23 protein-coding genes are annotated in these 23839 nt (G+C 57.5%); 15 read left to right on the forward strand and 8 right to left on the reverse strand.

From position 1 onward, the window contains the following. Positions 1-122 precede the first annotated feature (122 nt). Entirely contained in the window at positions 123-296 is a 174-nt protein-coding gene (locus tag ROR01S_RS19795; RefSeq protein WP_004860412.1) for a con-10 family general stress protein, read from the reverse strand. 382 nt (positions 297-678) lie between these two features. On the opposite strand from ROR01S_RS19795, the gene wrbA reads away from it, so the two are divergent. Then, on the forward strand, positions 679-1275 hold the full coding sequence (wrbA, locus tag ROR01S_RS19800; protein WP_004860410.1) for an NAD(P)H:quinone oxidoreductase: 597 nt from the start codon (positions 679-681) through the stop codon (positions 1273-1275). A gap of 20 nt (positions 1276-1295) precedes the next feature. Continuing rightward, complete coding sequence (locus ROR01S_RS19805) at positions 1296-1523, forward strand: YccJ family protein (protein ID WP_004860407.1); 228 nt, start codon at positions 1296-1298, stop codon at positions 1521-1523. 74 nt (positions 1524-1597) lie between these two features. On the opposite strand, the gene agp is transcribed toward ROR01S_RS19805, so the two are convergent. After that, positions 1598-2845, reverse strand: a complete 1248-nt coding sequence (gene agp / locus ROR01S_RS19810; RefSeq protein WP_015584674.1) for a bifunctional glucose-1-phosphatase/inositol phosphatase — start codon at positions 2843-2845, stop codon at positions 1598-1600. A gap of 156 nt (positions 2846-3001) precedes the next feature. Between agp and ROR01S_RS19815 the strand changes: the two genes are divergently transcribed. Beyond that, a complete protein-coding gene (locus ROR01S_RS19815; protein WP_004860404.1) occupies positions 3002-3451 on the forward strand; it encodes a winged helix-turn-helix transcriptional regulator in 450 nt (149 codons plus the stop codon). 130 nt (positions 3452-3581) lie between these two features. Beyond that, positions 3582-4376 (forward strand): SDR family NAD(P)-dependent oxidoreductase, encoded by a 795-nt coding sequence (locus ROR01S_RS19820; protein WP_048023077.1) that lies wholly within the window; start codon positions 3582-3584, stop codon positions 4374-4376. On the opposite strand, the gene ROR01S_RS19825 is transcribed toward ROR01S_RS19820, so the two are convergent. Continuing rightward, positions 4373-4732, reverse strand: coding sequence for a winged helix-turn-helix transcriptional regulator (locus tag ROR01S_RS19825; protein ID WP_004860400.1), 360 nt, complete (start codon positions 4730-4732; stop codon positions 4373-4375). The genes ROR01S_RS19820 and ROR01S_RS19825 overlap by 4 nt on opposite strands. Positions 4733-4832: 100 nt before the next feature. On the opposite strand from ROR01S_RS19825, the gene ROR01S_RS19830 reads away from it, so the two are divergent. Further along, positions 4833-5582, forward strand: a complete 750-nt coding sequence (locus ROR01S_RS19830) for an SDR family oxidoreductase (protein WP_004860398.1) — start codon at positions 4833-4835, stop codon at positions 5580-5582. Positions 5583-5599: 17 nt separating this feature from the next. Here the strand turns inward: ROR01S_RS19830 and ROR01S_RS19835 are convergent, their stop codons facing one another. Continuing rightward, positions 5600-5824, reverse strand: a complete 225-nt coding sequence (locus ROR01S_RS19835; RefSeq protein ID WP_004860396.1) for a hypothetical protein — start codon at positions 5822-5824, stop codon at positions 5600-5602. A gap of 247 nt (positions 5825-6071) precedes the next feature. Between ROR01S_RS19835 and ROR01S_RS27160 the strand changes: the two genes are divergently transcribed. Continuing rightward, the gene (locus ROR01S_RS27160; RefSeq protein WP_004860391.1) at positions 6072-6194 is read left to right on the forward strand and encodes a small membrane protein; all 123 of its coding nucleotides are present in this window, start codon (positions 6072-6074) and stop codon (positions 6192-6194) included. 100 nt (positions 6195-6294) lie between these two features. Here the strand turns inward: ROR01S_RS27160 and ROR01S_RS19840 are convergent, their stop codons facing one another. Continuing rightward, entirely contained in the window at positions 6295-7686 is a 1392-nt protein-coding gene (locus ROR01S_RS19840) for an APC family permease (RefSeq protein ID WP_004860389.1), read from the reverse strand. A 354-nt stretch (positions 7687-8040) separates the two neighbouring features. After that, positions 8041-9459 carry a glutamine synthetase family protein gene (locus tag ROR01S_RS19845; protein ID WP_004860385.1) on the reverse strand — a complete coding sequence of 473 codons (1419 nt, stop codon included), beginning with the start codon at positions 9457-9459 and terminating at the stop codon, positions 8041-8043. Positions 9460-9684: 225 nt separating this feature from the next. Between ROR01S_RS19845 and puuD the strand changes: the two genes are divergently transcribed. The 4 genes from puuD to ROR01S_RS19865 all read left to right on the forward strand — a co-directional run bounded on the left by puuD (position 9685) and on the right by ROR01S_RS19865 (position 14029). Further along, positions 9685-10437, forward strand: a complete 753-nt coding sequence (gene puuD, locus ROR01S_RS19850; protein ID WP_195874263.1) for a gamma-glutamyl-gamma-aminobutyrate hydrolase — start codon at positions 9685-9687, stop codon at positions 10435-10437. A gap of 25 nt (positions 10438-10462) precedes the next feature. Then, entirely contained in the window at positions 10463-11020 is a 558-nt protein-coding gene (gene puuR / locus ROR01S_RS19855) for an HTH-type transcriptional regulator PuuR (RefSeq protein WP_004860381.1), read from the forward strand. A 238-nt stretch (positions 11021-11258) separates the two neighbouring features. Next, a complete protein-coding gene (gene puuC, locus ROR01S_RS19860) occupies positions 11259-12746 on the forward strand; it encodes an aldehyde dehydrogenase PuuC (RefSeq protein ID WP_015584678.1) in 1488 nt (495 codons plus the stop codon). 2 nt (positions 12747-12748) lie between these two features. Continuing rightward, the gene (locus tag ROR01S_RS19865; RefSeq protein ID WP_004860375.1) at positions 12749-14029 is read left to right on the forward strand and encodes an NAD(P)/FAD-dependent oxidoreductase; all 1281 of its coding nucleotides are present in this window, start codon (positions 12749-12751) and stop codon (positions 14027-14029) included. Between the two features lie 140 nt (positions 14030-14169). Here the strand turns inward: ROR01S_RS19865 and ROR01S_RS19870 are convergent, their stop codons facing one another. Next, the gene (locus ROR01S_RS19870; protein WP_160873471.1) at positions 14170-15120 is read right to left on the reverse strand and encodes a LysR substrate-binding domain-containing protein; all 951 of its coding nucleotides are present in this window, start codon (positions 15118-15120) and stop codon (positions 14170-14172) included. A gap of 82 nt (positions 15121-15202) precedes the next feature. Between ROR01S_RS19870 and ROR01S_RS19875 the strand changes: the two genes are divergently transcribed. Beyond that, positions 15203-16288, forward strand: coding sequence for a tartrate dehydrogenase (locus ROR01S_RS19875; RefSeq protein ID WP_004860370.1), 1086 nt, complete (start codon positions 15203-15205; stop codon positions 16286-16288). A 35-nt stretch (positions 16289-16323) separates the two neighbouring features. Here the strand turns inward: ROR01S_RS19875 and ptsP are convergent, their stop codons facing one another. After that, the gene (ptsP, locus tag ROR01S_RS19880; RefSeq protein WP_064359822.1) at positions 16324-18825 is read right to left on the reverse strand and encodes a phosphoenolpyruvate--protein phosphotransferase; all 2502 of its coding nucleotides are present in this window, start codon (positions 18823-18825) and stop codon (positions 16324-16326) included. A gap of 308 nt (positions 18826-19133) precedes the next feature. Between ptsP and ROR01S_RS19885 the strand changes: the two genes are divergently transcribed. The 4 genes from ROR01S_RS19885 to ROR01S_RS19900 all read left to right on the forward strand — a co-directional run bounded on the left by ROR01S_RS19885 (position 19134) and on the right by ROR01S_RS19900 (position 23829). Then, a complete protein-coding gene (locus tag ROR01S_RS19885; RefSeq protein ID WP_004860366.1) occupies positions 19134-20210 on the forward strand; it encodes a PTS fructose transporter subunit EIIC in 1077 nt (358 codons plus the stop codon). A gap of 20 nt (positions 20211-20230) precedes the next feature. After that, positions 20231-20551, forward strand: a complete 321-nt coding sequence (locus ROR01S_RS19890; RefSeq protein ID WP_004860362.1) for a PTS fructose-like transporter subunit IIB — start codon at positions 20231-20233, stop codon at positions 20549-20551. A gap of 139 nt (positions 20552-20690) precedes the next feature. After that, a complete protein-coding gene (locus ROR01S_RS19895; RefSeq protein ID WP_015584680.1) occupies positions 20691-22988 on the forward strand; it encodes a formate C-acetyltransferase in 2298 nt (765 codons plus the stop codon). Then, complete coding sequence (locus ROR01S_RS19900) at positions 22954-23829, forward strand: [formate-C-acetyltransferase]-activating enzyme (protein ID WP_004860358.1); 876 nt, start codon at positions 22954-22956, stop codon at positions 23827-23829. Before ROR01S_RS19895 ends, ROR01S_RS19900 begins: the two co-directional genes overlap by 35 nt. Positions 23830-23839 lie beyond the last annotated feature (10 nt).

A 23839-nucleotide genomic window follows, 5' to 3' on the forward strand; every position in this document is an offset into this window, starting at 1 on the left:
TATGCGCTGCCAGCAGGCTCTCGCGATGGGCAATAAAAACCGCCGGCGAATGCCGGCGGCGAGGAGAATGTGGCTGGCGCCGAGGAGAGGATAGCCACATCGAACACAGTCAGCCGCGCCGATCAGCTATGACGATTGCCGTGACTGTTTTTCCCCCCTTTTTTGCCTGCTTCCGAGGCGCGCTGGGGATCGTTTTTGAAGTTCCCCCCGCTATGCTGGCCACCCTTACGACCTGCTTCTGATGCTCTTTCACGATCCTCAGCAAAATTGCCGGAACCGCCACGATGGTTTGCCATCACTGACCTCCACTTGGTTAGACATCATCTTGCATTGCGTACAATACGAGGCCGCGACTCAGCGGCAGATGGCATGGCCATTTTTCGTATTGCGTGCTGTTAAGCGTAGTGAATGAAACTCATTCACCAGGTAAATAGTAACATTCTGTAATAATTTGACGCCCGCAACGGATTTACCGCCGTCCGCGCCGCGCTAAGCGTCTCTTATGGCTGATGAAAAGCGGGCGGATAAAGATGTTTCTTTTTGCGACAAACGCGTTCTTTGCAATTTTGTTATAAATCAAATAAATGATTGTTAGATTTGCACTCTTAGCCAGAGGCCTTATCTTTAAAGGTAGCCAGTCGTTTGGCTGGTCTCAAACGCAACCGAGGAGTGATGCAAATGGCTAAAATTCTGGTGCTTTATTATTCAATGTATGGACACATCGAAACCATGGCTCATGCCGTCGCCGAAGGGGCGAACAAAGTAGACGGCGTTGAGGTGGTCGTGAAGCGCGTGCCGGAAACTATGCAAGCTGAGGCGTTCGCCAAAGCAGGCGGGAAAACGCAAAATGCACCCGTCGCCACGCCGCAGGAACTGGCAGAGTATGATGCTATCATCTTTGGTACCCCCACCCGCTTCGGCAATATGTCCGGGCAAATGCGCACCTTCCTCGATCAGACCGGCGGCCTGTGGGCATCGGGCGCACTGTACGGCAAACTGGCCAGCGTCTTTAGCTCTACCGGTACCGGCGGCGGACAAGAGCAGACCATTACCTCTACCTGGACAACGCTTGCCCACCATGGGATGGTGATTGTCCCTATCGGCTACGGTGCCCAGGAGCTTTTTGATGTGTCGGCGGTGCGCGGCGGCACACCGTATGGCGCAACCACTATCGCCGGCGGCGATGGTTCCCGTCAGCCAAGTCAGGAAGAGCTGGCGATCGCCCGCTATCAGGGTGAACATGTCGCAGGACTGGCAGTTAAACTACACGGCTAACCTTCAGCAGGAGGATTTGCATGCCAACTCAAGAAGCGAAAGCCCACCACGTGGGTGAATGGGCAAGTTTACGAAATACCTCTTTAGAGATCGCCGAAGCGATTTTTGAATTAGCCAAATACGATGAGAAGTTAGCAGAAAAAATCTGGGAAGAAGGCAGCGATGAAGTGCTCTCTTTGGCCTTCGCGAAAACGGATAAAGACGCCCTTTTCTGGGGTGAGCAAACCATCGAGCGCAAAAACGTATAACCCGAAGCGCCCGGCGCACGATCGGGCCAACAAAACAAAACCCGGACCGACCAGCCATGGCCGGTCCGTTTTTTCTATTTCGCCGCGTCGTTCATCACCTGCTTAAAGGTCTCCATCGGACAGAAGCCGTTGGCATCCACCGGGCAGCCGTTCAGCGCCAGGGTCACGCGCTGCGGCGGGGATTGCAGGGTTAAGGTTTCGGTATTGCGCAGCTGCGCCGTGCTTTGATACACATACTCGATTTTCATCAGCTCGCGGTTAGCGCCGCTATCATGCCAGCGCTGGAAAACGATCTTCCCGCCGATCGGGGTGCGTTCATACTGGTCATGCAGCTGATAAGGTCTGAAGTCTAATGCCGTCAGCAGTGAGGCAATATTGGAATCGTGCCCCACCAGCAGCGTCACTTTCGCCGCCTGAGCGGGATCGCTGACCAGCGCTTTATCGATATATTTCACCAGCGGTTTAGCCACGTTGCGCGCCACTTCCGCCGAGGTGAACAGGCTATCCTGATAGCCGTTTTTCAGCTTCGATAACACCTGCCACTGTTTGTCGGTTTTTATCTCACCCCACGCCACCTGATCCAGCGGATACCCTTCGTAATACTGCAGCGTGAAGGCATCAACCAGCGAATTACCCACCTTTAACGGCCCGGAAACACCCGGTTCCTGCTGATATTTTGCGCTGAAGGTATCTTTGCCGTCGCTCAGCGAGCACTGCTGCTTCTCTTTACAGGAGGGTGAATTTTGATAGTCCGTCATCACTTCGAGTAGCTTGTAGCTGTCGGCCAGCTGCATTGTCTGCCGCTCTTTTTCCATCGCCTGTACGGCTTTTTCGCTAAAGGCGGCAGAATCGTCGGTAATCACCGGGTTAAACGTCGGGTCCATGGTGCCCATTTGCGGCTGGTGATGAACCGTGACTCCACAGCCGGGGAAGGCGCCGGTTATAAAGAACTGCGCGGTCGCCACGGTACGTTGCAGACTGTTGGCGTAAGCGTAAACGGTATTCTCCGGCGGACACTCACCGCGGGTGACCAGCCCCTGCTGCGCCAGCCATTCACGCATATAGTGCCCCATATAGACCTCAAGCACTCCGCCCTTCGTGGTCAGCTGGCCGCCGGGCACATCCCACTCCGGCCATGATTTCGGCGTTGACTGCTCCAGCACGCTGCCGTTGTTGGCCAGCGGCGCGCGCAGGTTGTGGCGACTCATGATCAACACCTGCTGTAGCTGATAGCCCTGCGGTGCCGTCTGTTCCTCAGCCTGGGCAGCCGTCGATAACAATACGGCGCCGGCCACGACGCTGGCGAGTAGACTCTTTTGCATCCCTTAATCCTCAGTCAGTGATTATCATCGCTTACATTGTGACAAATTGATGACATTTTTCCGCACGACGGCTCGCAAACTGACGCAACGGGAGAAACTTTTCTCAGCCCGGGGAAATAGTTTTATAATAAAACAACTGAAGCCACAGGAGCTCTCGTGAAACGTACCCGTCTGGAAAACAGCAGTTGCCCTATTGCCCGCTCACTTGACGTCATTGGCGACTGGTGGTCGCTACTCATTGTCCGCGATGCCCTGGGGGGGACCCGGCGCTTCAGCGAATTTCAAAAGCACCTTGGCATTGCTAAGAACATGCTCGCCGGGCGGCTAAAAATGCTGGTGGATGAAGGTATTCTCACGATGCAGCCCGCTTCAGACGGTAGCGCATGGCAGGAGTACGTGCTTACCGAAAAGGGGCGTGGGCTGCAAACTGTGCTGGTTGCGCTGGCGCAATGGGCCGACGAGTATCTGTTGACGCCCGACGAACCCGCCACCGTATTGATTGATAATCTCACGCGCCAGCCGCTGCGCAAACTGGTGCTGCAGGCCGCCGATGGCCGGACGCTCCGACCCGATGACATCACCACCAGGCTACCTGTAACAGACTGATTTTAATTATTATTCTGTTTTAATCATTTCTCATAATAAAATAATCCTTACATATTGGTTGCATTATTAAACTATTTAACTCAGGCTGAATTTGGTTTAATAATGCAACTATATTACTTGAGGTAACGCCATGACGACCCCTTCCCAAACCGCGTTAATTACCGGCGCATCTTCCGGCATCGGCGCCCTGTATGCCGAACGTCTCGCCGCGCGCGGCTATCACCTGATTCTGGTCGCACGCCGTGAAGAACGTTTGCAGGCCCTCGCCGAGGAGCTGCAACGCCAGTATGGCATTCGGGCCGACGTGCTAAAGGCAGACCTGAGCGAAGAAAGCGGTATCCGCGCCGTTGAAGCGCGCCTGCAGTCGGATCCGACGATTGCGCTGGTGATTAATAACGCCGGCACGGCGAAAATGGGAGGATTGCTGAGCGCGGATGTGCGCGAGCATCAGATGATTCATACCCTGAATACCACCGCTCTGCTGCGCCTGAGCTATGCTGCGTTGGCTGCCTTCAGCCCCCGAGGTCAGGGGACGCTGATCAATATCGCCTCAATCCTTGCGCTGCATGCGCTACCGGGCAGCGCCGTCTACAGCGCCAGCAAAGCGTGGGTGCTGAGCTTTACCCGCGCGCTTCAGGAAGAGTTTGCCGACAGCGGTGTGCGTATTCAGGCGGTGCTTCCGGCGGCAACCGCGACGGATCTGTGGCCCACCTCCGGCGTCGCTCTTGACGCCCTGCCGGCAGGATCGGTGATGACGACGGAAGATCTGGTGGACGCGGCGCTGAGCGGCCTCGATCAGGGCGAGAATATCACCCTGCCGCCGGTTCACGATCTGGCGCTGTGGACCCATTTCGACCAGGCGAGACTCGCGCTGTTCGGCAGTGCACGCACCGGCCAACCGGCGCCGCGCTATCGCCGGGCTTAACGTTTGAGCAGGTGGCCGTGCTGACTCATCCACTCCGCCAGCGGCTGAAGCGCACTGCGCATCGACAGCCCCAGGGCAGTTATCTGATATTCAACGCGGGGGGGTATTTCGGGATAGACGCAGCGCGACACCAGCCCGCGCTGCTCGAACAGCCGCAGCTGGCGGGTCAGCTCTTTTTGCGTAATCGGCGCCGCCGCGCGCAGCAGCTCGCCGAAGCGCACCGGCGCATTTAGGACAATCAGCCGGTAGAGAATCGGGATCGCCCACTTCCCGGCAATCAGATTCACAAAATCGGTCATCGGGCACGCATGCTGCACAAAATTATTTTCCCCGACGCGCGCCGCTCTCTTCGCCATAGCACACCTTTCGCCTCATTAGTATCCAATTGGTACCTGGTATCCTTTGGATACTAAAGCTTTTATAGTCCCTTTTCCAGAGCACAGTCAGGAGAAGATAATGGGACGTTTAGCAGGAAAATATGCGCTGATCACCGGCGGCACCAGCGGGATTGGTCTCGCGACGGCGCAGACGTTTATCGCCGAAGGGGCGCAGGTGGCGGTGACCGGGCGTAATCCGCTCGCCCTTGAGCAGGCGCAGGCGCTATTGGGTGACAATGGCTGGGTCATCGCCGCCGATTCCGGCGACGCCGCCGGGCAGCGCCAGCTGGCCGCAACCCTCGCCGACCGCTGGCCGCAGCTGGATGTGGTATTCGTCAACGCCGGTGATGTCACCCACGCCCCCTTCGGCGACTGGCGCGAAGCGGAGTGGGATCGATTGATGAATATCAACCTGAAAGGGCCGTTCTTCTTGCTGCAGGCGCTGCTGCCGCTGCTCGCCAACCCGGCGTCGGTCATTCTTTGCGGATCGGTCAGCGCCCACATCGGCCTGCCCACCAGCAGCGCCTATGCCGCCAGTAAAGCCGGGCTGCTGTCGCTGGCGCGCACCCTGTCGGCGGAGCTGCTGCCGCGCGGGATCCGGGTGAATGGCCTGAGTCCGGGACCGGTGCGCACCCCGGCGCTGGATAAGCTGGGCCTCAGCGCCCAGGCCTTGAGCGACCTGCAGGAGGAGATCAAAAACCTGGTGCCGCTGGGACGGATGGGCACGCCGCAGGAACTGGCCAACGCCGCTCTGTATCTGGCATCGGATGAGTCCAGCTACGTCCTCGGCAGCGAACTGCGGGTGGATGGCGGCACGGGAAATCTCTGACCCGGCGGCGGCGTGGGTTACTCCGGTAGCGGTACCGCCGCCAGCGTGCAGATCGCCTGATGTTCGCCGCCGCGGCGATCGACCATCACTACTTTGTCCCCCGCTTTTTTGCCTTCACAGGGTTTTAGCACCTGATCCATGATGCGTTCGCGGGTTTGCTGGCGATCTGACTCCGCTGCGCCGGCAAATGAAGTCAGGATAAGAGTCAGCCCAACCAGGCCGACGATATGTTGATTACGCATGCATTACTCTCAGATAATTCTTACTCAAATGCAGGGTATCAGCCCGCGGGCTGTACGTCTGTAAAATCACTTAACGGAGTGTTACCCGACCGACGAAACGGCGCTTCAGACCGGTCAGCATGATTTTATCATCCTGATTTTTTTCGATTTTAACCGAAAAACGAGTCATATTTCGGACACATCCTGATGCTATCTTACACGTAACTTAATAGAGTTCATGGTTTTCAACTCAAGCCCAGGATCGCTTATGTCCGGTATTATTCTCATTGTTGTCGCGGTCATTTTGCTGGGAGTGGCGATTTACAGTCTGGTGTCATACGTCAAAGAACGCCGCGCCAGCCAGCTCCCGACCCATAAGAAGAAAAAATAGCCCCTCTCGATATACCACGTTGCGCCACGACGCATCATAGAAGAATAAAAGCAGGCGTTATGCCTGCTTTTATTCTTTACTTCCTGTTCAGTCTGAACGGTTACGACTCCCAGGCCTGCTCCGCTTTGCGGCCATCGAACTGCGGCGGAGGCTGACGGAAGCGACGGGTCAACCAGGTCAGATACAGCAGCCCTACCGCCGCCCACACCAGACCGAGGGTCAATGATGTTGCCTCCAGGTTAACCCACAGCACCGCCACCGTCGCCGCGCCAATCAGCGGTAGAATCAGGTAGTGCACACGATCCTTCCACGTTTTGTTATAGCCTTTACGCCGCCAGAAGTGGTTGAACACCGACAGGTTGACGAAGGTAAACGCCACCAGCGCGCCAAAGTTAATCAGCGCCGTCGCGGTCACCAGATCAAAGAACAGCGCCGACATCGCCACCACGCCCACCATCAGCACGTTGAGGGCCGGAGTCCGCCATTTCGGATGCACATAGCCAAAAATACGCTCCGGAAAGACGTTATCGCGCCCCATGACGTACAGCAGGCGGGAGACGCTGGCGTGTGAGGCCAGACCCGAGGCCAGCGTGTTGACGAAGGTGGTGCAGAGGAAAATCGACTGGAACAGTTTTCCGCCAACGTACAGCGCAATTTCCGGCAGCGCCGCATCCGGATCCTTAAAGCGGCTGATATCGGGGAAAAAGAGCTGCATAAAGAAGGAGGCGACGATAAAGATAATCCCGCCATAGACCGCCGTCAGGAAAATGGCTTTCGGAATGGTGCGCGCGGCATCCGGCGTCTCTTCCGATAGCGTGGTGACCGCATCAAAACCGAGAAACGAGAAACAGACAATCGTCGCCCCGGTGATAATCGGAATCAGATGGGCATTCTGGCTGATGAACGGTTGCAGCGACCAGACGGTCCCGACCCCTTCTCCCTTATGCAATCCCTGCACCACCAGGAAGATAAAGACCACCATGATCGCAATCTGCACCAGCACAAACAGCGTATTGAAGTTGGCCACCAGATTGACGCTTTTAAGATTCGCCGCGGTCAGAATCGCGACAAAACCGACCACCCAGATCCACGGCGGCACCTCCGGGAACAGCGCCGACAGATAAATCTTCGCCAGCAGCACGTTGATCATCGGTAAGAAAAGATAATCCAGCAGCGACGACCAGCCCACCATAAAGCCCACGTGCGGACTGATCGACTTCTGCGCATAGGTATACGCCGACCCCGCTTCGGGGAACTGACGGACCAGCTTGCCATAGCTAATAGCGGTGAACAGCACCCCAGCCAACGCCAGAATATAGGAGGCCGGCACGTGGCCATTGCTGATACCCGACACAATACCAAACGTATCAAATACCGACATCGGCGTGAGATAGGCCAGCCCCATAACCACCACCTGCCAGAGCTTGAGCGACTTGCGCAGACGAGGTTTTCCCGCCTCGGATGAGATGTCGAGAGAAGCGTTAGCAGCCATAGTCATACCCCCCCATGTAAACGTGGGTTTGTAGGCGCAATGACCGGGTAACAAACCTGCTTAGCAAGGGGGTAAGGCATAAATAATCGGTTAAAACGTATCGACTTACGGCGGTTAATTCTGTGTTATTGCGGCCTTCATGGCCCCCTTCTCCCTGCGGATATTTGAACATCGGCGTCATCTCTTACCTCGTCACACACTGTGTCGTTAACTGAAGCCCCGTTATCGCCTGCGCTCCTTTACGCGACATCCGGGAAATGGCTGGACTCCCAGCAAAAACGTCCGACCAGGCTCCGCTCAGGCCGTATGATGCTACTTGTCGATCAAATCTACAGGCCCCTTGCGGGGCGACAATCAGGCGTTTTTCAACATCCACTCAATTTCTGTTTCTGTGATAAGACGCTCAAATTGCAGTAATTCGTCATGTTTACAGGCGTGGTAAACGTGGCAGAAACGTTCACCCAGGCGCTCGCGCAGGCTATCGTTTTGCATAAACTCCCACAGCGCATCGCTTTGACGGATCGGGAACGGCAGCCCTTCCTGCTCCAGGCCGTTGCCTTCCACCTCTTCCTGCAACGGCAGCGTATTGTCCAGACCGTGCAAAATGCCGGCAAAAATTGCCGCCATCACCAGATACGGGTTGGCGTCGGCCCCCGCCACGCGATACTCCACGCGGTGATTCTGGCGGTCGCCGCAGGGGATCCGCAGCGCCACCGTCCGGTTGTTATGCCCCCAGGAGGCCTGCGTCGGCACATACATACCCGGCTGGAAGCGGCGGTATGAGTTGACGTTTGGCGCCAGCAGCGCCATCGACGCCGGCATCAGGTCAATCATCCCGGCGAGCGCGCGTTTCAACAGCGCAGAATCTTCGCCATTGGCATCCGCGAGGACGTTTTCACCCTTGTTGTTTTGCATGCTGATATGGATATGCATCCCGCTACCGGCATGCTCTTCATAAGGCTTGGCCATAAAAGTGGCATGCATCTTATGCTTCTCGGCCATCAAACGCACGAGGCGTTTTAACGCCAGCGCATCATCGCAGGCATCCAGCACGTTATCGGTATGATGAAGGTTGATTTCGAACTGACCCGGCGACGCTTCCGCCACCGCGCCATCGGCCGGAATCAGCTGCAGCTGGGCCAGCTCATCAATATCGTTGAGCACGTCGGCGAAGTGGTTGAGGTTATCCACGGAATAGACCTGGCTTTGGGTGTTGCGATCGCCGGTACCCGGCGCGCAAGGCGGCTGGAGATAGCCTTCAGCATCGCGTTTACGATCGAGTAAATAGAACTCCAGCTCTACCGCTACCACGGGGAACAACCCACGCTGGCGCAGCTGCTGCCAGAGTCGATTGAGAACGTTCCGCGGCTCAACGTCAAAGGGAGCGCCATCTTCATCAACCATGGTCAGCTGCAGCTGCGCGATAAATGCCGGGTCGGCAGCAGAAGGCGTTAAGGTACCCGGTACCGGTACGCAGGTGCAGTCCGGTTCCCCCATCTCCTGGCCGAGACCGGCCTCTTCTACCACATTTCCCAGAATATCCATGGCAAAAACGGAGGCCGGGAAGTAGCACCCTTTTTCCAGTTTGCTCAGGCTGGAGACCGGGATGCGCTTCCCGCGGAAACAGCCGTTCAGATCGGTCAGCAGCACATCGACATACTGCGTATTCGGATACTGCTCAAGGTAGCGCTTCACTTCCCAGGTGAATGCGCTGCCCCGTCTCTCTTCTGACTGCTGAACAAAATTCTCAACTTCTACAATATTGGTTTCCATCATTCACCGCCGTTGTGTTGGTTTCGGAGCCGGGCTTTCTTGCCGTTAAATATAATGTCCACTCTTCGAATGTGTATGCAAACAAAATGTTTGTCAAATGTTAAATTAAGTTTGCAAACGGCAATTCTCACTGCTAGATTGAGAAAATATTGAACGATATGGCCATTTCAAGCGCTAAATGGTCATAATTTAGTCCACTTTGTGAGGGCGATCATGGAAAATATAATGTACAAGCCAGTTATTGGTGTCGTGATGTGCAGGAACAGGCTGAAGGGTCACCAGACCCAGACCCTGCAAGAAAAATACCTGAATGCAATAATTAACGCCGGTGGATTACCGATTGCCCTGCCGCATGCGCTGGCTGAACCGGAACTGCTTGCCGCGTTGTTACCTCAACTGGACGGAATTTACCTGCCGGGCAGCCCCAGCAATGTGCAGCCGCACCTTTATGGTGAAAACGGCGATGAGCCTGACGCCGATCCCGGGCGTGATCTTCTGAGCATGGCACTGATTAACGCCGCGCTCGAAAGGCGCATCCCCATTTTCGCCATCTGCCGTGGGTTACAGGAACTGGTTGTCGCCACCGGTGGGACTCTGTATCGTCGTCTTTTCGAGCAGCCGGAGCTCCTCGAACATCGCGAAGATCCGGAACTGCCGGTTGAGCAGCAATATGCGCCGTCTCACGAAGTACAGGTTCAGCAAGGAGGATTACTTTCTCAGTTAATACCGGGCTGCAACACGTTTTGGGTAAACTCGCTACATGGGCAGGGAGCAAAGACATTAAGCTCGCGTCTGCGCGTCGAAGCCCGTTCTTCCGATGGGCTGGCAGAAGCGGTCAGCGTTAATGACCACCCCTTCGCGCTGGGGGTACAGTGGCATCCGGAATGGAACAGTAGTGAATACGCCCTGTCGCGTTTGTTGTTTGAAGGTTTTATCACCGCCTGTCAGAAGCGCATGGCTGAAAAGCCGCGACTCTGACCATTACAGTTAAGGAAATGCAAATATGAGCGATGACGGACTGGCGCCAGGAAAACGTCTGTCAGAGATCCGCCAACAGCTGGGTCTCTCACAACGTCGTGCCGCCGAACTGTCTGGGTTAACACATAGTGCCATCAGTACCATAGAACAGGACAAAGTCAGTCCTGCCATCAGTACGCTGCAAAAGCTGCTGAAAGTTTATGGGCTGTCGCTCTCGGAATTCTTTTCTGAACCAGAAAAACCTGATGAACCGCAGGTGGTTATTAATCAGGATGACCTTATCGAAATCGGCAGTCAGGGGGTTTCGATGAAGCTGGTGCATAACGGAAATCCGAACCGTACGCTGGCGATGATTTTTGAAACTTACCAGCCTGGAACCACAACCGGGGAGAGGATCAAACATCAAGGTGAGGAAATTGGCACCATACTGGAAGGTGAAGTCGTACTGGTCATAAATGGTCAGTCGTATCATCTGGTGGCTGGGCAAAGCTATGCCATAAATACCGGCATACCGCACAGTTTCAGCAATACTTCGGCCGGCATTTGCCGAATTATCAGTGCCCATACTCCCACCACATTCTGATTTTTTAGCCTGAGCAGGTTTCAGGCTTTCTTCTGGCCTGCTCCGTCGGATGCCCTGTTTCCGGCGGAGCGAAGAACACGCAAATAATACGCAGCGTAGTGCGGAATCTTATTTCCTGCTGGCCTCAATAATACGCGCAAATAAAACGCGCGAAAGACGGTATCTGACTCCGGGGACGCCCTGCGCCCTGTGCTGTCTGAAATGCCCACTATTCGATTATGTGATTAAGGAGTCTTATATGGATTTCAAACATCTGGCCTGGTGGCAGGATAAAGCGAAAAGCATGGAGATTGAAACGCGGTTATTTATTAATGGCGAATACTGCTCTGCTGTCGATAATACCACGTTTGAAACCATCGACCCTGCCGCCCAGCAAACTCTGGCGCATGTCGCCCGCGGTAAAAAGGCCGACGTCGACCTCGCTGTTCAGGCCGCGCGCCGCGTTTTTGAACGCGGCGACTGGTCGCAGACCTCACCCGCGCAGCGTAAAGCGGTGCTCAATAAGCTGGCGGACCTGATGGAAAGCCACCGTGAAGAGCTGGCGCTGCTGGAGACGCTCGATACCGGAAAGCCGATCCGCCACAGCCTGCGCGACGATATCCCCGGCGCGGCGCGGGCGATCCGCTGGTATGCGGAAGCCATCGACAAAGTGTATGGCGAAGTCGCCCCTACCGGCGTCAATGAACTGGCGATGATCGTCCGTGAGCCGGTAGGCGTGATTGCCGCCGTGGTCCCGTGGAATTTCCCGCTGCTGCTGGCCTGCTGGAAACTCGGCCCGGCGCTGGCCACCGGCAATAGCATCGTGCTTAAACCGTCTGAAAAATCACCGCTCACCGCCCTGCGCCTTGCTGGCCTGGCGAAAGAAGCCGGGCTGCCGGACGGCGTGCTGAACGTGATCAGCGGGTTTGGCCACGAGGCGGGCCAGGCCCTGTCGCTGCACCCGGACGTTGAGGTCATCACCTTTACCGGCTCTACCCGCACCGGCAAACAGCTGTTAAAAGATGCCGGCGACAGCAACATGAAGCGCGTCTGGCTGGAAGCGGGGGGGAAAAGCGCCAATATCGTCTTTGCCGACTGCCCGGATCTGCAAAAAGCGGTCAACGCCACCGCCGGCGGCATCTTTTACAACCAGGGCCAGGTGTGCATCGCGGGTACCCGCCTGCTGGTTGAAGAGAGCATTGCCGATGAGTTCCTCAGCCGTCTGCAGGAGCAGGCTCGCCTCTGGCAGCCGGGCAACCCGCTCGACCCCAACACCACCATGGGCATGTTGATTGATAACACCCATGCCGACAGCGTCCACAGTTTTATCCGCGTGGGAGAAAGTCACAGCACCTTACTGCTCGATGGCCGGAAAAATCCGTGGCCGGCCGCCGTCGGCCCGACCATTTTCGTTGATGTCGATCCGGCCTCTCCCCTGAGTCGGGAAGAGATTTTCGGCCCGGTACTGGTGGTCACCCGCTTCACCTCAGAAGCAGAGGCACTGCGGCTTGCCAACGACAGCCATTACGGCCTGGGCGCAGCGGTCTGGACCCGCGATCTTTCCCGCGCCCACCGCATGAGCCGCCGCCTGAAAGCGGGCTCCGTTTTTGTGAACAACTATAACGATGGTGATATGACCGTCCCGTTTGGCGGCTATAAACAAAGCGGCAACGGACGCGATAAATCTCTGCACGCGCTGGAAAAATTCACCGAACTGAAAACGATCTGGATGACTCTGGAGTCTTAATCATGACCGAACATACCACCAGTTATTACGCCGCCAGCGCCAACAAATACGCACCGTTTCCGACGCTGAGCGAATCCATCAGCTGCGACGTCTGCGTCGTCGGCGGCGGCTACACCGGCCTCTCTTCCGCCCTACATCTTGCCGAAATGGGCTACGACGTGGTGCTGCTGGAAAGCGCCCGAATTGGCTTTGGCGCCAGCGGACGCAACGGCGGCCAGTTGGTTAACTCCTATAGCCGCGATATTGACGTCATTGAAAAAACCTACGGACCGGACGCGGCAAGAATGCTCGGCAGCATGATGTTTGAAGGTGGCGAGATCATCCGCGAACGTATCCAGCGCTATCAGATTCAGTGCGACTATCGCCCCGGCGGCCTGTTTGTGGCGATGAACCACAAACAGCTGGAAACTCTGGAAGAGCAGAAAGCCAACTGGCAGCGCTACGGTAACAACCAGCTGGAGCTGCTGGATGCCAATGCCATCCGCCGTGAGGTCAACAGCGATCGTTATACCGGCGCCCTGCTCGATCATAGCGGTGGTCATATTCATCCCCTGAATCTGGCCATCGGCGAAGCGAATGCCATTCGTCTGAACGGCGGTCGGATTTATGAACAATCGCCGGTCATCCGCATCCAGCACACCAGCCCGGCGGTGGTGAGCACCGCCAAAGGCCAGGTGACCGCACGCTACGTGATCGTCGCCGGAAACGCCTACCTTGGCGACAAAGTGGAGCCGGAGCTGGCCAAACGCAGTATGCCGTGCGGTACCCAGGTCGTCACCACCGAGCCGCTGTCCGACGACGTCGCCCGTTCGCTGATCCCGAAAAATTACTGCGTGGAAGACTGCAACTACCTGCTGGACTACTACCGTCTGACCGGCGATAACCGCCTGTTGTACGGCGGCGGCGTCGTCTACGGCGCCCGCGATCCGGACGACGTTGAACGGCTGATCATGCCGAAACTGCTGAAGACTTTCCCGCAGCTGAAAGGGGTGAAAATCGATTATCGCTGGACCGGCAACTTCCTGCTGACGCTTTCGAGGATGCCGCAGTTCGGACGCCTGGACAACAACATCTACTATATGCAGGGCTACAGCGGCCACGGCGTCACCTGTACCCATCTCGCCGGGCGGCTGATCTCCGAGCTGCTGCGCGGGGATGCCGAGCGCTTCGACGCCTTTGCGAACCTGCCCCACTACCCGTTCCCGGGCGGGCGCAGCTTACGCATTCCGTTTACCGCAATGGGCGCGGCGTACTACAGCTTGCGCGACCGCCTCGGCGTGTGAGCCGCTACGCCGCCTGGAACAACTGCCGCCGGGTGCGTCGATCCGGCGCCCGGCGCGCCGCTGTTTGAGCCAACGCCCGGCGGCGTTAACGCCGTCCGCACCACCGACAGCCAACGCCGGTGGTGTTCTCATCTTGCGCATCAGGTTTCGCGGCTCACAACGCATTGCTGCGGATAGTGCTGCTGAAAGTAGTGGCGTAAAAACTCCACCGTGGCCCGAATTTTCGCCGAAGTCGCCAGCCGCGACACATACACCGCCCAGATGTTAGCCGGCTGAGAGTATTCCGGCAGCAGATGCACCAGGTGACCGCTGGCGATATTGTCACTGACATCCCACCACGAGCGTAGCGAGATCCCCTGCCCGTCAAGACACCACTGATGCACGATCTCCCCGTGGTTAGAGGCGAGCGGGCCGGTCACCTTAATCGCCTGCTCCCCCTCTTTACCGTGGAGCTGCCAGACGCCAAACGGTCGATCGCGCTCTTTAATCACCAGACAGGGCAAGGTCGCCAGATCGCTGAGCTGCCTGGGCTGCGGATAGCGGGCCAGAAACGCCGGTGAAGCGCAGAGAATCCGCTGGTTGGTCGCCAGTTTGCGGGCAATCAGATTGGGGGCAATATCATCACCCACGCGAATATCGAGATCGACGCCTTCATTCACCAGGTCGACCAGCCGGTCTTCAACATCAAACCGCAGCTCCAGCTGCGGATACTGACGCGACAGCGCCGACAGCGCCGGCGCCACCACCCGGCGGCCAAAACCAAAGCTGCTGATAATCCGCAGCGTACCCTGCGGCACCTGACGCACATCGGACAGCTCATCCATCATTTGGTCGACGTCCTGCAAAATGCGCTGCGCCCATTCGTAGATGCGCTCGCCCTCTTCGGTTATCGTGACCCGACGGGTAGTGCGGTGCAGCAGCAGCACATTCAGCGTCTGCTCAAGCAAAGAAATGCGCTTGCTGACAAAGGCGGGCGAAACGCCGAGCTCTTCGGCGGCAGAGGCAAAACCGGCGCGGCGGGCTACCAGCATAAACACGCGTAAATCATTTAGCAGCGGCAGATTATTCATGAACTGTGTTTTATGTTTCACCAGTTAGCGTGATTAATTATGAACCAGTCAATTATAGGATAGAAAGGAAGTCAATTTTCATCGCTGATAAGTGAGAACCGGTATGAAGAAAAGCTGTCGTATTGCCGCCATCCCAGGAGACGGGATAGGTAAAGAAGTGCTGCCTGAAGGTATTCGCGTCTTACAAGCCGCGGCTGAACGCTGGGATTTGTCATTAAGCTTTGAACAGATTGAATGGGCCAGCTGCGACTATTATGTCCGCCACGGTAAAATGATGCCCGACGACTGGCATGAGCAGCTCAAAACCTTTGATGCTCTCTATTTTGGCGCCGTCGGCTGGCCCGACACCGTAGCGGATCACGTCTCACTGTGGGGCTCGCTGCTCAAGTTTCGCCGCGAGTTCGATCAGTACGTCAACCTGCGTCCGGTGCGCCTGTTCCCCGGCGTTCCCTGCCCGCTGGCGGGTAAAAAAGCCGGCGATATTGATTTCTACGTGGTGCGGGAGAATACCGAAGGGGAATACTCCTCGCTCGGCGGACGCGTGAACCCCGGGACCGAGTATGAGATGGTGATTCAGGAGTCGGTCTTCACCCGCCGCGGCGTAGACCGGATCCTGCGCTACGCGTTTGAACTGGCGCAAAGCCGCCCGCGTAAAACCCTGACCTCCGCCACCAAATCCAACGGGCTGGCCATCAGCATGCCTTACTGGGATGAGCGCGTAGAAGCCATGGCCCGGGAGTATCCTGAGATCCGCTGGGACAAACAGCATATCGATATTCTGTGCGCCCGCTTCGTCCTCCAGCCGGAACGCTTCGACGTGGTCGTCGGCTCAAATCTGTTCGGCGATATCCTCTCCGATCTTGGCCCGGCCTGTACCGGTACCATTGGCATCGCCCCGTCGGCGAACCTGAATCCGGAGCGTACCTTCCCGTCTCTGTTCGAGCCGGTCCACGGCTCAGCGCCGGATATTTACGGTCAGAACATCGCCAACCCGATAGCGACTATCTGGGCGGGCGCCATGATGCTGGATTTCCTCGGCGCCGGCGATGCGCGTTATCAGGCAGCCCATGACGGTATTTTACAGGCTATTGAGCAGGTTATCGCCAGCGGGCCGAAAACGCCGGATATGAAGGGGGATGCCTCGACCCGGCAGGTCAGCGAAGCCATCTGCCAGGCGATTTTGCGCTAACCTGCCTCTCCGGCGGCACCGTTCCGCCGGAGAAACTACAGCTCCAGCTCGCGCTGCAATAACCCGGCGATGGCCTCGCTGCTGTCGGCGGTGACCAGCGCGTGACGAAACGCCTCGTGCATAATGCGCCGCGCCAGACGAGAGAAGATGCGCATATGCTGATCCCCGGCGGCATGTTTGTTCAGCGTCAGCATAATCACAAATTGCGCTTCGTCCTCTCCCCACGCCACCGGCCGGGCCAGGCGAGCCACGCTGATGGTGGACTGCTCAATATGTTCCGACTTGCTGTGCGGAATGGCAAAGCTGAAGCCCAGCCCGGTGGAAAATACCGCTTCGCGCGCCCAGAGATCGGCCTCCAGCTTACGCGGGTAGCGGCAACGCCCCGCCAGCAGCAGATTGTCGGTCATGCCTTTCAGCACCTCTTCTTTACTGCGCCAGTCGCTGTTTAAGGTAATGCACTGCGTGGTAATCAGCGGCGCGTCCTGCTGGGCCATGCGGAACTGAGCTAATAAATGTTCCACCTCCAGCGAGGTGCGACACTGCATAGCCTGGTTCAGCAGCTGGCGACAGGCCCGACTATCCAGCCGGGCCAGACGCGCTTTCGTCGCCGGAATCGCCGGCGCGCTCATGCTCAGTTCATCCAGCCCAAGTCCCACCAGCAGCGGCAGCACCGAGCCTTTCGCCCCCAGTTCACCGCACAGACCAATCCATTTCCCCTGGCGATGTACCGCCTGCACGGCGTAGTCCAGCGCGCGCAAAAAAGCCGGGTTGAGGCTGTTGTAGTGGCGCGTGACCTTGCTGTTATCACGATCCACCGCCAGCAGGTACTGCGTCAGGTCATTGCTGCCAATACTGAAAAAATCGATCTCTTCACAGCACTGGTCGATGATAAACATCACCGACGGCACTTCCAGCATGATGCCAAACGGGATCTTCTCATCGAACGGAATATGTTCATCGCGCAGGGATTGCCTGGCTTCGGCCAGCCTTTCTTTCACCCACAGAATCTCCTCCATCGAGGAGATCATCGGAATCATAATTTTCAACGAGCCGTGCGCCGAGGCGCGCAGAATCGCCCTGAGCTGCGTGCGGAACAGCGTCTGGTACTCTTCGTAAATTCGCACCGCGCGATAGCCGAGGAAGGGGTTGTTTTCCGCCGGGATATTGAGATAGGCCACCGGCTTATCGCCTCCGATATCCATGGTGCGAATAATAATGCTGCGGCCCTTCGCCGGTTCCAGCGCCTGGCAAAAAATATTATACAGTTCATCTTCAGACGGCGCGCCGGGCCGGTCCATATACAGCATTTCGGTACGGAACAGGCCCACCGCCTGCGCGCCGTTGCCAAACGCCGCGGCGGCTTCAACGGAGTGGGCAATATTGGCCGCCACCTCCAGACGCAGGCCATCTTTTGTGACCCCGTCTTTATCAAACCACGCCTGCTGCTGACGACGTAACTGCGCCGCGGCCCAGGCCTCCTGCTGGTAGTAGCGCGTCACCGCCTCATCCGGGTTAACCGCCACCAGCCCGGCATTGCCGTCGATATATACCGGTTGCCCCACCCACGGCTGCAGCGCCGCCATCTCCACGCCGACCAGAGTCGGAATATTAAACGAACGCGCCAGAATCACGGTATGCGAAGTGGTCCCGCCGCCGCTCAGCAGCAGGCCTTTCAGCAGCGTTTTATCCAGCTCAAGAAACTGGCTGGGCGTTAACTCATCGGCAAGACAAATCGCCGGGACGGTCAGCTTACCCGGAGCCGGGAAGCGGGACTCGCCGTAGATATGCTGCAGAAGCTGGAAGCAGACATCGCGGATGTCCAGCACCCGCTCCTGTAAATAGCGGTTGCCGGAGTCGTGGAACTGAGCGCAGAAGTGCTCGCCGCTGGCGACGATCGCCTGGGCGCAGCTCAGGCCGGTCAGCAGCCCGCCAAGCAGATGCTGGCGTAGAGAAGCATCCGTCGCCAGCGAACGATGCGCCTCCAGAATGGCGCCGGCGGTTCCGTCGTTATCCAGCAGCCGCAGCTCGATATTTTTAACCAGCAGCAGCAAACCTTGATCCAGCAGCGCCTGCTCGTGCTCAACATTCCCGGCAGCGGGCAGCGGGCCCGGGTCGCGCAGATCGAAAGATTTCAGCCGGGTGAGCGTGCCCCCGGCGCTCCCGGCACACACTGGCCGCCCGTGCAACAGGATGGGATTCAGCCGCGACAGCGATTCCGGAACCGGCTGTACCTCTGGACTTTCCGCCGCCGGCAACGGCGTATCGCAGTGCGGAAATTCATCCTGAATAAATGCCGACAGGGCAGCAAGCGCCCGCTGCTCATCCTCACCGCGGATAATTAACTGGCACTCGTCGCCCTGTATTGTGTTGGTGGCAATAATAGCCAGCGCGCTTTTCGCATTGCCGCGCAGGTCGCTGCGCGTATTCCACCAGTCAACAGAAGACAAAAAGGTATTGCATAGCGTTTCTACCAGACTAGCCGGACGGGCGTGGACGCCATTTGGCAAATCACAACGGAATTTAATAACCTGGGCCATTGGCTTTCTCCTGAGCAAGACATCATTGCCTCAACGGTAAAGAAAGCGCGCCGCAGGAACTACGCGAGAAAAGAGTGAATTACTGGAAAATTGTACACAGAGATCTTTTTTCTGTTCCGGCTCACAATTCTCTCGTTTGCTCGCAACATTCCCCCATAACACCTAAGATTTGAGGTGGATCGCAATTTCACGCGCACCTTACAAATATCCAGTAAATGCACTTTTTCTCTACTGTTTTCTCCCCCGCCATTTTCCTACTGTTGAAGCAACAATACTGTCACGAGCGTTAGCGCGCTCAGGAGCAAGCAATGAACGAACTGGTGCAAATACTAAAAAATACACGCCAGCATCTCATGACCGGCGTCTCACATATGATCCCCTTTGTGGTCTCCGGCGGGATCCTCCTCGCCGTCTCGGTCATGCTATACGGCAAAGGCGCCGTGCCCGATGGCGCGACGGATCCCAACCTGAAAAAACTGTTTGATATTGGCGTCGCCGGACTGACCCTGATGGTGCCTTTTCTGGCGGCCTATATCGGCTACTCCATTTCTGACCGCGCGGCGCTGGCCCCGTGCGCCATTGGCGCGTGGGTCGGCAACAGTTTTGGCGCCGGTTTTTTCGGCGCACTGATCGCCGGGATGATCGGCGGCCTGGTGGTTTACTACCTGAAGAAAATCCCTGTCCACAAAGTGCTGCGCTCCGTGATGCCCATTTTTGTTATCCCCATTATCGGCACTTTTATTACGGCCGGGATCATGATGTGGGGGCTGGGTGAACCTATCGGCGCGCTCACCGCCGGTCTGACAACCTGGCTACAGGGCATGCGCGAGGGCAGCATCGTGCTTCTCGCCATCATCATGGGGCTGATGCTGGCCTTCGACATGGGGGGGCCGGTCAATAAAGTGGCCTACGCCTTCATGCTGATTTGCGTCTCCCAGGGGGTTTATAGCGTGGTGGCTATCGCCGCCGTCGGGATCGCCATTCCGCCGCTGGGCATGGGTCTGGCGACGCTGGTGGGGCGCAAATACTTCACGCCAGAGGAGCGAGAAGCGGGCAAAGCCGCGCTGGTCATGGGCTGCGTTGGCGTGTCGGAAGGCGCCATCCCCTTCGCGGCCGCCGACCCGCTGCGCGTCATCCCGTCGATCATGATTGGCGCCGCCAGCGGCTGCGCGACGACCGCCCTGCTCGGCGTTCAGTGCTACGCCGGCTGGGGCGGACTGATTGTCCTGCCGGTGGTTCAGGGTAAAGGCGGGTTCATCATCGGCCTGCTGGTCGGGGCATTGGTCAGCGCCGCCTGCGTCATCGTGCTTAAAGCCCTCACCAGGAAGAAAGCGTCAGAAGCCAAAGCCGATGACGAACTGGATCTTGATTTCGAAATTAACTGAAACCGCAGAAGGAATAGTTTATGACCAGGATTATCGCCGTTACCGCCTGCCCGTCCGGCGTCGCACACACCTACATGGCAGCGGAGTCGCTGGAGAGCGCCGCCACAGCCAAAGGCTGGCAGGTCAAGGTGGAGACCCAGGGCTCCATCGGTATTGAAAATGAGCTGTCGGCAGACGATGTCGCCAGCGCCGATATCGTGATTCTGACCAAAGATATCGGCATCAAGAGTGAAGAGCGGTTTGCCGGTAAAACCATCGTTCGCGTCAATATCAGCGATGCCGTGAAGCGGGCTGACGCCATTATGAACAAAATCGACAGCCATCTTTCGCAGAAAGCCTGAATACCGTCGCGCGCAGCGACGCTGCGCAAGACTCAGCGCCCCGCTCCACGAGCGTCATTGTGACCGGCAGTCCGTGCGCAACGCGCATCGCGAATTGCCTCAATCCGCGCGTGGAGAGGGCGTTCACATGGAGTTTGTCATGACCAATCGTACCCAACGCTTAATAGCGGGCCTGTTCGCTCACCCGCGGGAAATCTCGCTCGAACGCGCCCTGCTCTATACCGAAAGCCACAAACGCACCGAGGGGGAGCCGACGATGATTCGTCGGGCGAAGGCCACCGCCTGGATCCTTGACCATGTACAGATTTCGATTCGTGATGATGAACTGATCGCCGGCAACCGGACAATCAAACCGCGCGCCGGCATCGTCTCGCCCGAGATGGACCCCTACTGGTTGCTTAACGAGCTGGATCGGTTCCCGGTTCGCCCGCAGGATCGCTTCGCCATCAGCGATGAAGACAAGCGCATCTACCGTGAAGCGCTGTTCCCGTACTGGGAAAAACGCTCGATGAAAGATGTTATTAACGCCCAGATGACCAACGAGGTGAAAGCGGCGGTAGGCACGCAGATTTTCAGCATCAACCAGACCGACAAGGGCCAGGGGCACATCATTATCGATTATCCCCGCCTGCTGAATAAAGGACTGGCGGCGCTGGCGACGGAAATGAAAAGTCTGGCCCGACAGCATCCGGAGAACGACTTTTATCAGGCGGTGCTGATTTTACTGGCGGCCTCGCAGCGCCACATTTTGCGTTACGCCACCCTCGCCGCTGACATGGCCCGCCGCTGCGACGATCCGCAGCGACGCCAGGAGCTGGAGACGATTGCCGCTCATTCGCGCCATAACGCCGCGCATCGCCCGGAAGATTTCTGGCAGGCCTGCCAGCTGTTCTGGTACATGAACATCATTCTGCAGTACGAGTCCAACGCCAGTTCGATTTCGCTTGGCCGTTTTGACCAGTATATGCTGCCGTTTTATCAGGCGTCGCTAACCCGTGGCGAGGATCCCGCGTTGCTGAAAACGCTGCTGGAATCGCTGTGGGTCAAGTGCAACGATATTGTCCTGCTGCGCTCATCCAGCAGCGCCCGCTACTTTGCCGGCTTTCCGACGGGCTATACCGCCTTGCTCGGCGGCCTGAGTGAGACCGGACGCAGCGCGGTAAACGTGCTCTCCTTTCTCGCGCTGGATGCCTACCAGAACGTCCGTCTGCCGCAGCCCAATCTCGGCGTGCGCGTCAACGAACTGATCGACCGCCCGTTCCTGCACAAAACGGCGGAAACCATCCGCTTAGGCACCGGGATCCCACAAATTTTCAACGACGAAGTGGTGGTTCCGGCCTTTCTCAACCGCGGCGTCTCGCTGGAGGATGCGCGGGATTATGCCGTCGTCGGCTGCGTCGAACTCTCTATCCCCGGCCGCACCTATGGGCTGCACGATATTGCGATGTTCAACCTGCTGAAGGTCATGGAGATCGTGATGCTGGAGAACGAAGGTAACCCCGATATCAGCTGGGACGGGCTGATTCAGCAGATCCGCGAGAAAATCCGCTACTACATCAGGCTGATGGTCGAAGGCAGCAACATTTGCGACCTCGGCCACCGGGATCAGGCGCCGGTTCCCCTGCTCTCTTCGTTTATTCAGGATTGCGTGTTGCACGGAAAGGACATCACCGAAGGCGGCGCGCGCTACAACTTCTCCGGCGTTCAGGGAATTGGTATCGCCAATCTCAGCGACTCCCTGCATGCGCTCAAGGGGATGGTCTTCGAGCAGCAGCGCATGAGCTACGACGAGCTGATTCAGGTCCTCAAGGCCAATTTCCAGACGCCGGAAGGCGAGAAAATCCGCGCCCGACTGGTTCACCGCTTTGAAAAATATGGCAACGATATCGACGAGGTAGACAATATCAGCGCCGACCTGCTGCGCTTTTACTGTAAAGAGGTTGAGCAGTACCGCAACCCGCGCGGCGGGCACTTCACCCCCGGTTCCTATACCGTCTCGGCGCACGTTCCGCTCGGCTCGGTGGTCGGCGCAACGCCGGATGGCCGCCTGGCCGGCGAGCAGTTAGCCGATGGCGGTCTGTCGCCGATGGTCGGCCAGGATTCTCAGGGGCCAACGGCGGTCCTGAAATCGGTCAGCAAGCTGGATAACTACCTGCTCTCCAACGGCACGCTGCTGAACGTGAAGTTCACCCCGGCGACCCTGAGCGGAGAGAGCGGGCTCAACAAGCTGGCCGATTTCTTACAGGCTTTCACCAGCCTGAAGCTACAGCATATCCAGTTTAACGTGGTCAACGCACAGACGCTGCGGGAAGCGCAGCAGCGCCCTCAGGATTTCGCCGGCCTGGTGGTACGCGTCGCGGGCTACAGCGCCTTCTTTGTGGAGTTATCGAAGGAGATCCAGGATGACATTATCCACCGCACCACGCATCAACTGTGACGTTATCGAGACGCGCGCCGACCGGGCGCGCATTTTCAATCTCCAGCGCTACTCTCTGAACGATGGCCAGGGGATCAGAACCGTCGTCTTTTTTAAAGGTTGCCCGCACACCTGTCCGTGGTGTGCCAACCCGGAATCCCTCTCCCCCCAAATTGAAACCGTGCGCCGGGAAAGCCGGTGTCTCCACTGCGCTCGCTGCCAGCAGGACGTCGAAGAGTGCCCTTCCGGCGCATGGGAGCAGATTGGCCGCGATGTCACTCAGGAAGCGTTGCTCAAAGAGGTTCTGAAAGATGAGATCTTTTTTCGTGCCTCGGGCGGCGGCGTCACGCTATCGGGTGGAGAGGTGTTGATGCAGGCCGGGTTTGCCACCCGTTTCTTACGCGCGTTGCGCCAGTGGGGGATCCACACGGCGATAGAAACGGCGGGCGACGCCGCCTTCAGCCGCGTTTACCCTCTTGCCCAGGCATGCGACGAAGTGCTGTTTGATCTGAAAATGATGGATCCCGGGCAGGCCAGAGAACAGCTCGCCCTGAATCTCCCCCGGGTGCTGGAAAATTTCAGCCGGCTGGTGGAAAATGGCGTTCACGTCATTCCCAGAGTGCCGCTCATTCCCGGCTTTACCCTGTGTGAAAAGAACTTCAGCCAGATTCTCTCCTTCCTGGCGCCGTTTGCGCTGCCTGACATTCACCTGCTGCCGTTTCACCACTATGGCGAACCGAAATACTCGCTGTTGGGCAAGAGATGGGCGATGGCAAAGGTCGGAGCGCCATCGGCAGCAGAGATTAACCGATTCACTCTCATGGCTGAACAAGCTGGTTTTCGCGTAACTGTCGGTGGCTAATGCCCGGAGG

The sequence above is a fragment of the Klebsiella ornithinolytica NBRC 105727 = ATCC 31898 genome (assembly GCF_001598295.1).
GTDB classification, from domain to species: Bacteria; Pseudomonadota; Gammaproteobacteria; order Enterobacterales; family Enterobacteriaceae; genus Klebsiella; species Klebsiella ornithinolytica.